Consider the following 13,127-nt stretch of genomic DNA (forward strand, 5'->3'; position numbering starts at 1 on the left):
CACGCCCGGCGTTGCACAAACCTTGACGGTTTCTTGACAAGGCAGCGTGGACGCGATTGCGTCACCTCCCTCACGGCCGAAGCAGAGCTGCCTGCCGGTACGGCTCGCCGTCACGCGCCGGCCCCCACCCGCCCGTCGGCGGCAGCCGGGCATCGTCCTCGGTGAGGATGGCCTGGCGCAGGTCCCGCAGCCGCCGGCTCGGCTCCAGGCCGAGCTCACGGCGCAGCGACGAGCGCAGCCGGTCGAAGGAGGCCAGCGCGTCGGCACCCCGCCCGCTGCCGTACAGCGCGACCATGAGGGCCGCCTGCAGGCGGTCACGCCCGGGATGAGTTCGGGCCAGCGCGGTGAGTTCCGGTACGGCTCGCGCGTGCCGGCCCAGACTCAGCTCGACCTCCAGCCGATCCTCGATCACCTGCAGCCGCGACTCCTCCAGGCTCATGGCCTCGGGCTCCAGCACGCCATCTGCGAGACCGGCGATGGCCGGCCCGCGCCACAGGTTCTCCGCCCGCAGGAAATACCCGACGGCCTCCGCCGCGCGACCCGCAGCCAGCGACCGCCGAGCCCGGTGGGCCTCGTCGTCGAACCGTGTCCGGTCCAGCTCGCCGGGCTCCACATCCAGCAGGTAACCGCCCGGCCGCCGGACGAGCGAGCGCTCGGGCAGGCCGCCGGCGATGAGCAGGCGGCGCAGGGCCGCGGCGCAGTTGCGGATCTGACTGGCCGCGGTGGCCGGCGGCCGCAGCGGCCACAGGCAGTCGACCAGCCTGTCGGCCGGGACCACCCGGCCGACCCGCAGCAGCAGCACGGCCAGGATCCGCTGCTGCCGGCGGCCGCCGAGCGGCAGGGGCGTTCCTTCGACGGACGCTTCCAGCGGACCGAGGATCCGGAAATCCATGCAATGACCTCCATGCCGACCGCACCCCTCGCACGGCCTGGTCACCAGGTTGCCCAGCACGGGTTGGCGTTTCCTTGGCAGCGTCGTACGGCGCTGCCGACCAACCGGAGAACCCCCGACGTCAGCCCGCCATCACCGTCGCATCGCCCGGACGCCGCTCCCGCCCCGGAGCAACATCGGCTATCCGGCCGGGACGCCGACCGGGCGGCCGTCGTGCCGCTCCAGCAGGGCCCGGACGACGTCCGCCTCGGAACTGCCGAGCGCTTCCAGGATGCCCAGCGCCTCCGGCCAGGCCCGCGAGGAGTCCTCCAGGTGACCCAGGGTGATCAGCGCGCGGGCGCGTACCAGGGGTGCCCCGATCGCCTCCGCGCGATGTGCCGCCTCGCCGGCGAGGCGGGCCGCCTGCACGGCGTCGCCGTCCTGCCGGGCGACCTCGCCCAAGGCAGCCAGCGCGTCGATCTCGATCACCGCGGCGCCGGACTGTCGGGCCAGCGTGACCGCCCGCTCCAACGAGGAGCCGGCCAACAGCGGCGTCCGCTCGGCGACGGACGTCGCGAGGCCGACCAGGGCCTCGGCCTCCGTCGCCAACGTACGCGCCGACCTGGCCCACTCGGCGGCCCGGGTGTATCGGGCCGCCGCGCCGGTGAGGTCGCCGGTCAGCCGGAGCAGGCCCCCCTCGGCGATGTCGATCGACGCCTTGCAGTGCCAGTCGTCGGTACGGTCGGCGAGACGCTGCGCGGCTGCGAGCGCCGACCTCGCCTCCGGCACGTCGCCGCGTAGTGTGTGGATCTGGCCGATCCCGGCCAGTGCGTTCGCCTCGATCGAGGCCATGTCGACCTCGTGGGCCGTCCGCACCGCCGCGTGGAGATCGCCCAGGGCGGCCGGGTACTCACCCCGGACGGTGCGCACCAGGCCGAGGTTGGTGAGGATGACCGCCTCGTTGGGTCGTCCGCCGTCCTCCCGGTGGATGACGATGGCGGCGGTGAGTCGCTCGACCGCCAGCCGCAGTCGACCGGCCATGGCGTAGATCGTCCCGAGGTTGCTCGCCATCACCGCGATGCCGTAACGGTGGCGGATCCGCTCGTTGAGCCGCAACGCGTGCTCGAAGCAGGCCGCCGCCGTCGCCAGTTGCCCGAGATCACCGAAGACCGCGCCGAGCGAGCCGGCTGCGGCGGCCTGACCCTGCGCGTGCCGGGCGCTGCGGAACAGGTGACCCGCCCGTCGTAGGTGCGCGATCGCGACCAGTTGGTTGCCCGTGAGGTGGTACACGTTGCCCAGACTCATGTGTGCCGACGCCCGCAGAGACGGGTGCGCGTCCCCGTTTGACGCGTGCAGCGCCGCCTGCGCCACGAGCAGCCAGTTCAGTGAGTTGCGGGTGACCCAGAAGTATGTTCGTAGCTGGTCGGCGAGCAGGGCGGCAGCGGCCCTTGACGTGCTGTCGGCGGCGGCCCTGATCAGCGCCACCATGTTTGACTCCTCGGCCTCGAGCCAGGCCAGCGCCGTGGCACGGTCACCGATGCCGGCGTCACCCGCCGCTAGGCCCGTCGGCAGCTCCAGGCGGACCCGCCCCGGCGCCAACAGGTCGCCGGCAGCCTGGGCGCGGACCAGGTACCACGCGAACAGGCGCGCGAGGACGGCAGGCGCCTCGGGCCGGCCGGCCTGCCGCGCACTGTGTTGGCCCGCGTAGCGACCCAGCAGGTCGTGCAGCGTGACGCGATCGTCGTCGAAGTCCACCAGGTGTGCCGAGAAGAGTCGGGCCAGCGTCCGGCGGGCCGCGTCCACCGATGTCTGCGCGAGGTGTGCGACCGCGTCGACCGACAGACTGAGCCCTGGAACGGTGCCGAGGAGGCGGAACATCCGCTGGGCCTCGCCGGGGAGCCGGGTGTAGGAGAGGTCGAACGCCGTCTGCACGGCGACACTCGGGTCGTCGTCGATCGCCAGGGCGGCGACGCTGCGCTGCCGTAACTGCCGCACGTACGCCGACACCGCGAGGTCCGGCTCGTCGTGCAGCAGTGCCGCCGCGATCCGCAGGGCCAGTGGGAGCCGACCGCAGACCTGGGCGAGGTCCCGGATCGCGTCACGATCGGCGGCTCGCGGGTCGGCACCGAGCAGGACGGTGAGCAGCTCGATCGCGTCCGGTTCCGGGAGCAGTCCGATGGTCAGGCGGCGGGCGTCCTGCTGGGCCACGAGCCCGGTCAGGCGGTCCCGGCTGGTGACCACCACCAGGCTCTCCGCAGACCCGGGCAGCAACGGCCGCACCTGCTCGGCGTCGAGGGCATTGTCCAGAACGATCAGCAGCCGGCGATCGGCGACGACGGTGCGGTAGAGCGCCGACGCCTCCTCGGGGTCGGCCGGGATGCGTCCCGCCGGCACCCCCAGACCCCGCAGCAGCGCGCCGAGCGCCTCCGCCGAGCGCATCGGCCGGCCGGCGGAGTAACCCCGCAGGTTGAGGAAGAGCTGCCCGTCCGGGAAGCGGTCACGGACGCTGTGCGCCCACCGGATGGCGGTCGCCGTCTTTCCGACACCCGCCGTGCCGACGACCGCGCAGAGGATCAGGACCTGCGGCGCTGCCGCGTCGGCGAGCAGGCGGTCGAGCTGACGCGATTCGGCGTCGCGGCCGACGAAGTGTCCCGGCGGCAGCGGTAGCTGCGCCGGCCCGGCGGAGGACGTGGGCGTGGCGTCCGAGGCCGCGGTGGCGCGGGACAGCTTCCGGTACGTCGCCTGGATCTGCTCTCCGGGCGCGACACCGAGGTCGGTGGCGAGCCGATCTGTGAGAGTGTCGTAGGCCGCGATGGCCTCGCCGCGACGACCGATCCCGCTCAGGGCCAGCATCAGCAGCTCGACCGGGCGCTCGCGGGTCGGCGCCTCGCTGATCAGCTCGTGCAGCGGCGCCAGTATCTCCCGGTGCTGGCCGGCGTCGAGGCGGGCGCCGAGCAGCTCTTCCTGCGCGGTCAGTCGTGCCTCGTCGAGATCCGGGAAGAGCCGGCCCCGCTGGGCGTCGTCGAAGACGTCGGCCAGGGCGGCGCCCCGCCACAGACCGAGCGCGCTACTGAGCATCGCGATGCGCTGATCGGCATCGGTGACGCCCCTGCTTTGCGTCACCAGGGCGGTGAACCGGTGCACGTCGACCCGCTCTGCCGGGATTTCCAGTGCGTAGCTGTTGGGTCGGGCGAGCAACGCGGGCGCCGTCGACCGGCCCAGCTCCAGCGTGGACCGCAGGTGCGAGATCATGGCCTGCAGGCCCGCTCGTGCCTGGGCCGGAGGCCGATCTTCCCAGAGCAGGTCGATGAGTCGCTCCGCGGAATGGAACTGGCCCGGTCGTATCGCGAGGATGGCGAGCAGCCGTCGCTCCTGACGACGTCGGACGGGCACGACCCGTCCGTCGATGACAGCCTCGACGGGGCCAAGCAGTCGCAGCTCCACAGCCGCAGGCTAACAAGGCACACCGACGTCGACGCAGGGCCATATGTCTATCTGGGACGCCCCCGGCGGCCAGCTTTCCCAGGTGGCGCAAGCCGACGCGGATGACGGATCTCAGGGCCCCCGCGCCGCCGGGGGACCCTGACGTCCGCCTGCCGTTCAGCTGATCCAGGGGGTGCACGTCCAGGCGCCGCCGTTGAGGCTGAAGCAGGCCTGGTGCTCGTCGGAGGAGTCGAGATCCTCGAGCATGTTGGTCCACACCCCGCCGTTGGTGGAGAGGAACTGCTTGCTGAGGCTGCCCGTGTACCAGTAGCCGTAGGACGACCACACCCGGCGCTCGATCCGTACGGTGAACGTGGCACCCGCGTAGCGGACGTACTGGTCGTTCTGCAGGCGTGCCCAGGCCGCTCTGCAGCCGGGCGACTTCACCACGACGATGCCGAGCCCGCTGTCGTAGCCGCCGCCGGTCCAGCCGTACCGGGTGCCGCTGCATTGACCGTTGGGATCGACGTTGTGACAGCCGGTGCCCGAACACGCGGCCAGCGCCGGCGACACCGGTACCGCCGCGGCGACCATGCCGAATCCCATGAACGCCACCAGGGCGATCAGCGTCCGCGCCAGGCGATGCGTCCGGACCTTCGCTACCTTCATGCTGTTCTCCTCAATCGTGCTGCATGTCGTGGAGGTGATCCTTCTGCGTCGCCGCATCGCGGCCGCATCGTCAGGTCATCCGCGCCGCGTCGCGCCGCCATCGCCGTCTGCGGCGGGCACCGCGGAGCCTCCGGAGAGGAACGAGGGGACTCGCGGTACAGCAGGGGGTACGCCGCGCCGGGACGCCGGAGCGGTACGCCCACGATGACCTCGTGATGCGCCGACGGTGTGCGCGGTTCCGACACTGCATCGATCCCGAGCATCCTGGAGGATCCGCAGTGTCAACATCACCGCCCCGCCCCGCGCTGCCGCGCGGGCTCAGCCCCGGCGCCGCCCGTCGCGCCGTCACCGCCGCGCTCGCCGCCGCCGCGCTCGTCGCCAGCGGTCTCGTGGCGCTTCCCGCGCCGGCTGCCGCGGCGCCGGACCCGCCCCCGAAGGATGTGGCGGTCACCGCGGTACCGCCCGGCCAGCGGGACTCGACCCTCAAGCAGGGCTGGCGGACGTCGCAGGATCGGGCCTGGACCCTCTCCGGCGACATGACCGGTCTGCACGTGCTCGTGGCGTCGGCGGCCTCCGGTTACAGCTGGACGACCGCGGCGACGCTGAGCGAGCCGGGGCTGGAGACCGACCAGTGGATCGGCAACGGCTGCCTCACCGAGTCGGGCCGGCGGCTGGTCGTCACGTACGCGCCGCGCGCCTACACCAACAAGCCCGACCTGTTCGACCGCGGCGCCTTCGTGGCGGTCGTGGACCTCAAGAACCAGTCCGTCCGGAAGGTGGCCGCGCACGCGTCTCTCGCGTACTTCAGCCCCGGCTGCGGTACCGGTGAGAACGTCGTGCTGAGCACGTTCACCGGCGGCGACACCGGCTCGGGCAAGACCCGGCTGACGCAGCTCGACGCCGCGACCGGCTCCGTGGCACCGCCGATCCAGGTGGCGGGCCAGCTCACCTCGGCGCTACCGGTCGCGGGCAGGATCATCGCCGCCGACAACGGCGCGCTGGTCAAGGTCGACGGCAAGGGCCGCCGGTCGGCAGTCGCGAGGACCACCGGCGTACCGTTCCGGCTGGCGGCCAACGGCGACGGCGTCGTGTACATGGATGCCGACAGCAAGGCCGGCCGGGTGAAGCGGACCGTTGTGCGGTCCGGCGCGACGGCCACGCTGGCCGAGGGCGGCACGACCGACATGAACGTCGTCAAGGGCGCGGGCGGTCGGGTCGGCATCACCGGTACCCCCGGCAGGACGCACAAACTGCCCACGGGTGTCGCGAAGCTCGACGCGACCGTACAGGCGGAGATGTCCAGCCAGGGTGACCTGCTGCTGGACGACATCAAGTGGACGACCGACCCGCGGGCGGCGCAGGCCACGGACGACCGCCGCGGACGGTCGCTCGTCATGAAGGCCAAGGTGCCGGCGACCGGTCGCAGCGTGAACTTCGCGGTCGCGCCAACCACGCCGACGTCGGGCGACGCTGGCGCTCGGGCGAACCCGAGGACGCCGGGGCGGGCCCCGTCGACACCGGGTGCCACGACGCTGGCGACACCGCTGCACGACCCGGTGGACACGGCCGCCTGGTGCGCGATCCCCCGCAACGACGTGCGGGTACAGGTGTACCAGCCGCGCGCCCGGGAGATCGAATGGGTTGTCGACATGGCGGTGCAGGACTCGCTGATCCTCAACCGGGGCAACAACTTCAACCAGTCCGGTCTGCCGGGTTACAACGTCGCTCAATGGTTCCCGATGCGGCCCCTCGACGGCGGCGGCCACGTGCCCGCTCAGATCATGCTCGGCATTCTCGCGCAGGAGTCGAACCTGTGGCAGGCCTCGCCGCACGTCCTGCCTGGCGAGTTCGGTAACCCGCTCGTCGGCAACTACTACGGGCTCGACATCTACGACGCCGACACGAGCGACGACTGGGCGATCCGCTGGGACAAGTCCGACTGCGGCTACGGCGTCGGGCAGGTCACCGACGGTATGCGCAAGCCCGGCTTCCAGAAGCCGAACGAGGTCCCGCTGCCGTACAACCAGCAGCTGGCCATCGCCGTGGACTTCGCCGCGAACATCTCCCAGTCGTTGCGAATCCTGCAGGACAAGTGGAACCAGGTCCACGCGTACAACATGAAGGTCAACGGCGGCGACCCGCAGTACATCGAGAACTGGTTCTTCGCGGTGTGGGCCTACAACACCGGGTTCTACGCGCCGCAGGGCAGCACGGACGAGCCGTGGGGCGTCGGCTGGGCGAACAACCCGGCCAACCCGCGGTACCCGGCGAACCGCAAGGCGTTCCTGGAGGAGACCTACGACGACGCGCGGCACCCGAGCCAATGGCCGTACCCGGAAAAGATCATGGGTTGGGCCGGACACCCGCTCAACGCGATCGAGAAGCCGGACACCTACACCGACGGCTACCGGTACGCGTGGTGGAGCACGAACGACGGGCGGGCGCGGGTGAAGCCGCACCTTCAGACGTTCTGCGACCAGTCCAACGACTGCTACTACGGCAACAACCTCCCGCCGACGGCGCCGGACGTGATCGACGAGCCGGCCGGCCCGTGCCACCACGTGAACGTCATCGGCGAACGGGACCTCAAGTGCTGGTACAACCGATCGGCGGACTGGAAACCGGGCTGTCTGGACTGTGGGAACGCCGCCATCAGGTACGACCCCGGCTGGGAGTATCCGGCCGCCGGGGTGAGCTACCTACCGAAGTGCGGCACCGAACTGCCGGCGAACGCGCTCGTGGTCGACGATGTGATCAACGAAGTCGTCAGCCCACGCCGTGACGAGGCCGGTTGGCTCTGCACCAGACGGACGAACAGCGGCACGTTCACGCACGGGTTCGCCGGCGAGACACAGAACGGCACGCTCCAGTACCCGGGCAAGATCGACCTGCACCAGGTCGGCGGGGGGTACGGCGCGCACTACTGGTTCACACACACCCGCGAGCCGGGCAGCAACCTCTACGTCAGCGGAACGTGGACACTGGACCGGACGGTGAACGGCTGGATGCGGGTCATGGTCCACATTCCCGATCACCTCGGTACCACGCAGCAGGCGGCGTACAAGATCACGACAAAGAACGGCGTGGTCAAGACCCGCATGGTCCAGCAGCGCGGGTACGCGAACCGGTGGGTGGCGCTCGGCGTGTTCGAGTTCAACAACGTCCCGACGGTGGAGCTGACCAACACGGTGTCGGACCTGACACCCGAGGAGCTGGCGCAGCTGCGTGACGATGTGCCGGCCAGCGGGCAGGGCGACCTGGCGCTGGGCCGGCCGCAGGAGAACGTGGCCTTCGACGCGGCGGCGTTCATCCCGCTGCCGGGCAAGCCGCAGCACCAGGTGGTGGCGCTCGGCGACTCGTTCTCGTCGGGCGAGGGCGCCTCGCCGGTGAACGGATCGGACTACTACCGCGAGTCGGACAACAACAGCAACAACGCCTACCGCAACGGCTGCCACCGCTCGAAGAACGCGTGGTCGCGCAAGGCGGTGCTACCCGGGTCGTCCACGCCGATCGGACTGCGGGCGGACATCACGAGCCAGCAGCACGACGTCAACATGGACTATCACCTGATCGCCTGCTCGGGCGCGGAGACGGAGAACATCCTGCCCCTGCGTACCGTCAGCAACGAGCCCCGCAACGCCGACGGTCAACGGGGCATGGGCCAGTACCTGGAGGCGTCCCAGCTCGACAAGGGCTACCTGGACGAGAACACCACGCTGGTCACGATCTCGATCGGCGGCAACGACGCGAGGTTCGGCCCGGTGGTCAAGGAGTGCCTCGTCATGGCCGGCCCACTGGACTGCTTCAAGGCGAAACTGTCGGGCGAGACGGACACCGTGGACGTGTCGACCCGGCGCCGCATCGCCGACGCGGTTCCGCGGTCGAACACGAAGGTGCTGGAAGAGATTCACCGGAAGGCGCCGAACGCCAAGATCATGCTGATGGGGTACCCGAAGCTCGTCGAGATCGGCGGCGACCCGCTCTGCGCCCTCAAGCTCGTCCTCAGCGACGAGGAGCGGGTGTGGCTCACCGAGATGAGCGTGCTGCTGCGTGACGAGCAGTTGGACGTCGTCCACGACTTCAACACCGCGCACGGCGCGACGATCGCGTACTACTCCGACCCGATCGACGAGTTCGCGGGCAAGGCGGTCTGCGGCTCGCCGGCCGGCATCCACGGGGTCGTGACGGACAAGTCGCCGGGTGACACCCCGGACGGCCCGACATCGACGCAGTCCTTCCACCCCAACAGCCCGACCGGTGTCAGCCTTTTCGCGCAATCGATGAACTTTACGGTCGCGCAGATGTATCCCTGACGGCGGCCGCACGGTCCGGAGCCCGGGCGGCCGTCGGCTGCTCGGGCTCCCGGCTCTGCGCGTGCCCCGCAACGCCGGTACGGGCGCGCGCTCCGCACCGACGACGGAGCGTCCCTGGAGGTGGCCAAGCCGCGGTGGGCGACCAGGCCGCCGTCGATGTTAGGTTCGCGGACACGACGGTGCGGATCACCGATGGGCATTTCCACGCGGCTGACGGTGTCGAAGACTGGCGTTGTCTCTACCACCTGGTCTCGGCCCACTTCCGGACCGGCTCGCTGTCTGCGGGGATCGCGTTCGTCAATGAGATCGGTCGGCTCGCGGGCCCCGACGAGCAGGAGCAATCCAACGTGGACCTGCCCCACCTGGGCGTCACCGTGTCGCTGTCCCGGCGGGACGTCTCACTGGCGCGACGGATATCGGCCGCTGCCCGTGCGCTGGGCATCCCCGCCGACCCCGCCGCAGTGCAGCTCCTCAACATCACCCTCGACGCCGCGGTGAGCTCGGACGTGCTGCCGTTCTGGCAGGCGCTGCTGGGATACCGGCAGATCGGTGACGACTACCTGGCCGACCCGGCGCGGCGTGGCCCCGGGCTCGGGCTGCAACACACGGACACGACGCGGTCGCTACGCAATCGGATGCATGTCAGGTCAGCGACCGGCCAGACATCATCGAACCGCAGACAATGATCGAGGTCCTGCTTGCGTCGGCATGAGTCGCCGCCACGCCCGCTGTACCTGCTCGTTCGGCCGGCGGGTGAGTCAGCCTCTTCGTACCGTGGCCCCGGCGCGAATCGCCCGCGGTATCTCGGCGACGTCGTCGACACGATCCAACAGCGTGGCAAGTTCGTCGCCGGACGCGGGCGAGTTCACCTCGACCTGGTAGGTGATGCCGCTCGATATCCACGTCTGCGGGTCGAAGCCTCCCTCCGCCGATACACGTACCCCGTCGATCCGGATGCCGAGTACGTTTGCCTCCCGATACACGTCGTTCAGAACGCAGCCGGCCGCAGCGAGGTGCAACAGGTGCGCCCCGGTGAAGTCCGCCTCGACGGTGACGCCCTCGGGTGTCCAGCGATGAGGGAACCCGATCGCACCACCGTCATCCGATCTGAACGAGCCGGCGCCGACCACGACCGCGAACTGCTCCATCGGTTGCTCCTGTCCGCCGCGCCTGAACCGATCGGCTCATTGTTGCCCGTCACCAGTATCACCACCAGGTACGGCGACCCTCGCCGCCGCCGCCGAGAAGGCGCGGCGGTCGTCGTCGCGGCATCCGGCTCTACCTGCGGGCCATCGACTTGGGCCCGGATGCCGACCCCGTCCGTCAGGGCGGGATCCACCTCAGTCTCTCGGAGGTGCTCGTCCAGCTTGGCCGCTATCCCGAGGCGATGACCGAGGCCGACCGCGCGTTGACGCTGTTCCAGGCTGGGAACGACCGCGACCGTGAGGCGGCGGCGCGCAACGACATCGGCTGGATCCACTACCTCGCCGACGACTACGAACAGGCGCTGGCCAGCTGCACTGAGGCACTGGCGCTGTTCGAGGCGGTCGATAACCGGTCCGGTCAGGCGTACACCTGGGACAGTCTGGGTCAGGCCCACCACAAGCTCGGCCACGAGGACGAGGCCAGCTACTGCCACCAACGCTCATTGGACATGCTGCGTGAACTTGGCCATCGGTACCCGGAGGCGACGATCCTCCTGCACATCGGCGACTGTCACGAGGTCGGCGGGCGGGAGACCGAGGCGCGACTCGCGTGGCAGGAGGCGCTGGCCATCCTCGAGGCGCTCGACCACCCCGACGCCGAGGACGCCCGAGCGAGGCTGAGCGGGTAGCGATCCGAGCAGCGGAGAAGCGCGCTCCGACGCCTACCGCCCGCCGGCCGCGGTGAGCCGCAGCCACCTGGCGAACGGCTCACCGCGACGGGTCGATCGCCGAGGTGACGATCGATTGCGGAACGGTGTTGCCTACTGACCGGGTCCCGCTGTGTAGAGCTCGTCTTCGCTGATGACCGGTGCGGCGTTGTCCTCGGGGCGTCCGACGCGTGCGGCCGAACTGAAGAGGGGACCGCGTGCGGGGTGTACGGGAGCGAAGGCGGCAAAGCCCTGCTCCTTCGGGATGTCGTCGTAGACCGCCTCCATCCCGCCACGGAGTAGGTAGGTCTCGTGCCAGAAGCCCGTACCGCCGCTGTCGCGCAGGAAGTTGCGCCACCAGATCCGGTGTGGTTCCGAACGGGCCCAGGACAACAGGGAGGGCAGGTCCCGCCAGTATTGCCGAATGCCGACGTGCATCGGGAACAGCGACCACAGCAGGGGCTCATGCCGAAGGAGACCCTCGGGGTTGTCGCTGGCGGATCGGCCGATCTGCGGGCCGTAACCCATCAGCGTCCGCAGGCCAAAGAGCCGGTTGACGCGCATGCCCAGATAGACGACCACCAGGTCCGGGTAGGGCGACAGGTCGACAGTTTGCCGATTCACACTCGTGTTCATCGTGAATCTCCTCGTTCTGAATTCTAGTGGGCGGGGGCGAGGGCTGTTCGTCGTTGACGATCAGCCCGCGATGAAGCGCGCCGTCATCCATGGAGCTGGCCTGCGTCGGGCGACGGTCGTGACGTACAGGACCAGGCCGGTGGTGGTGAGGACGAAGCCGGCCCAGACGGTGGACAGGGTGCCCCAACCGGCGTCAAGGGTGATCGCGCCGCCGATCGCGCCGAGAGAGTTGGCCAGGTTGAGAGCGGCCAGGTTGAGGGCACCCATCAGCGTCGGGGCGTCGGGGCCGAAGCTGGTCAGCCGTACTTGGATGCTGGGGATCGCGTACATCATGGTCGCGCCGACGCCGAACAGGCACGGCAGCAGAACCTCGAGGCTGCTGCCGGCGACGCCGATCAGCACGAGGAGTGCCAGAGCGCCGCCGTAGCCCCAGGTCAGACCGCGATCTGCCGAGCGGTCGGCGACGCGGCCGCCGAGATGGTTGCCGACCGCCATGCCGAGGCCGAAGACGGCCAGTGCGAGCGGAATGACTGAGGCGTCCCGCCCTACGGCGTCGGTGACGAATGGGCCGATGAACGTGTAAACGGCAAAGATGCTGGAGATGCCGAGCGCCGCGACGACGACCATCAGCCATACGTTCGGTCGACGCAACGCCCGCAACTCGCTGGCGACCGAACTGCCGCGCAGTTCGTCGGTGCGCGGCAGCCAGGCAACGAGGGCGGCGCCAGCGAGCAGACCCACGGCGACAACGGTCCAGTACATGACACGCCAGCCCGCGTTCTGACCAATGAGAGTGCCCAGGGGGGACCCGGCGATGGTGGCGATGGTCAGGCCGCCCATCACGGTGGCGAATGCCCTGCCGCCCCTTCCCGGTCCGTAGACGTAGGCGGCGACCACAGCTCCCGCGCCGAAGAACGCACCCTGCACGCTCCCGGCGATGAATCGGAAGATGACGAGTGACGTGATGTCAGGAGCCAGCGCGGAGAGCCCGTTGCCGACCAGGAACAGTCCGATCAGGCCGATCAGTAGTCGGCGCCTGTTCGTTCGTGCGGCGAGCAGGATGATCGTCGGAGAACCGATCACCACTCCGAGGGCGTACGCGGTGATCGCATACGTCGCCACCGGAATAGACACGTCCAGGTCGGACGCGAAGAGCTGGATGATGCCGTTGCTACCGAACTCGCCGGTACCGATCGCGAAGGTGCCCAGCGCCAGCGCCAGCAACGTCAGCTTCGGATGTCTCACGGGTGGTGTGGTCGAGGCGCGCCGGTTCTCCGCGGCGGCACACTGACCCTCAAATGCCTGCTGGTGCATCGCGTTCCTCCGCAGATTCACTCGTGTGAGCGGGGTTCGGGCACGCCCG

9 protein-coding genes are annotated in these 13,127 nt (G+C 70.1%); 3 read left to right on the forward strand and 6 right to left on the reverse strand.

Annotation, left to right across the window (positions count from 1 at the left end):
- Positions 1-70: 70 nt before the first annotated feature.
- From ACIBTX_RS10450 to ACIBTX_RS10460, 3 genes are all read right to left on the reverse strand, one after another.
- The gene (locus tag ACIBTX_RS10450) at positions 71-892 is read right to left on the reverse strand and encodes a BTAD domain-containing putative transcriptional regulator (RefSeq protein ID WP_396832348.1); all 822 of its coding nucleotides are present in this window, start codon (positions 890-892) and stop codon (positions 71-73) included.
- A 180-nt stretch (positions 893-1,072) separates the two neighbouring features.
- Complete coding sequence (locus tag ACIBTX_RS10455) at positions 1,073-4,315, reverse strand: BTAD domain-containing putative transcriptional regulator (protein ID WP_396832349.1); 3,243 nt, start codon at positions 4,313-4,315, stop codon at positions 1,073-1,075.
- A 156-nt stretch (positions 4,316-4,471) separates the two neighbouring features.
- Entirely contained in the window at positions 4,472-4,963 is a 492-nt protein-coding gene (locus tag ACIBTX_RS10460) for a hypothetical protein (protein WP_355047809.1), read from the reverse strand.
- 278 nt (positions 4,964-5,241) lie between these two features.
- On the opposite strand from ACIBTX_RS10460, the gene ACIBTX_RS10465 reads away from it, so the two are divergent.
- The gene (locus tag ACIBTX_RS10465; protein ID WP_357392449.1) at positions 5,242-9,276 is read left to right on the forward strand and encodes a hypothetical protein; all 4,035 of its coding nucleotides are present in this window, start codon (positions 5,242-5,244) and stop codon (positions 9,274-9,276) included.
- 134 nt (positions 9,277-9,410) lie between these two features.
- Positions 9,411-9,962: a hypothetical protein gene (locus ACIBTX_RS10470; RefSeq protein ID WP_357392450.1), complete on the forward strand. Its 552-nt coding sequence runs from the start codon at positions 9,411-9,413 to the stop codon at positions 9,960-9,962.
- Positions 9,963-10,034: 72 nt separating this feature from the next.
- Here the strand turns inward: ACIBTX_RS10470 and ACIBTX_RS10475 are convergent, their stop codons facing one another.
- On the reverse strand, positions 10,035-10,424 hold the full coding sequence (locus ACIBTX_RS10475) for an OsmC family protein (RefSeq protein WP_396832350.1): 390 nt from the start codon (positions 10,422-10,424) through the stop codon (positions 10,035-10,037).
- A gap of 38 nt (positions 10,425-10,462) precedes the next feature.
- Here ACIBTX_RS10475 and ACIBTX_RS10480 point away from each other — a divergent pair, with 38 nt between their 5' ends.
- Positions 10,463-11,110, forward strand: a complete 648-nt coding sequence (locus tag ACIBTX_RS10480; RefSeq protein WP_396832394.1) for a tetratricopeptide repeat protein — start codon at positions 10,463-10,465, stop codon at positions 11,108-11,110.
- Positions 11,111-11,242: 132 nt separating this feature from the next.
- Here ACIBTX_RS10480 and ACIBTX_RS10485 read toward each other — a convergent pair whose 3' ends face one another.
- Entirely contained in the window at positions 11,243-11,764 is a 522-nt protein-coding gene (locus tag ACIBTX_RS10485; protein WP_396832351.1) for a monooxygenase family protein, read from the reverse strand.
- A gap of 60 nt (positions 11,765-11,824) precedes the next feature.
- On the reverse strand, positions 11,825-13,009 hold the full coding sequence (locus ACIBTX_RS10490; RefSeq protein ID WP_357124910.1) for an MFS transporter: 1,185 nt from the start codon (positions 13,007-13,009) through the stop codon (positions 11,825-11,827).
- Positions 13,010-13,127: the final 118 nt, after the last annotated feature.

The organism is Micromonospora sp. NPDC049359 (assembly GCF_044466585.1).
In the GTDB taxonomy this organism is placed as follows: Bacteria; Actinomycetota; Actinomycetes; order Mycobacteriales; family Micromonosporaceae; genus Micromonospora.

Excerpts from the sequence above, each read along its gene's own strand:
- ACIBTX_RS10450 (WP_396832348.1), bottom strand. The coding sequence starts at position 892 with ATGGATTTCCGGATCCTCGGTCCGCTGGAAGCGTCCGTCGAAGGAACG.
- ACIBTX_RS10460 (WP_355047809.1), bottom strand. The coding sequence starts at position 4,963 with ATGAAGGTAGCGAAGGTCCGGACGCATCGCCTGGCGCGGACGCTGATC.
- ACIBTX_RS10475 (WP_396832350.1), bottom strand. The coding sequence starts at position 10,424 with ATGGAGCAGTTCGCGGTCGTGGTCGGCGCCGGCTCGTTCAGATCGGAT.
- ACIBTX_RS10485 (WP_396832351.1), bottom strand. The coding sequence starts at position 11,764 with ATGAACACGAGTGTGAATCGGCAAACTGTCGACCTGTCGCCCTACCCG.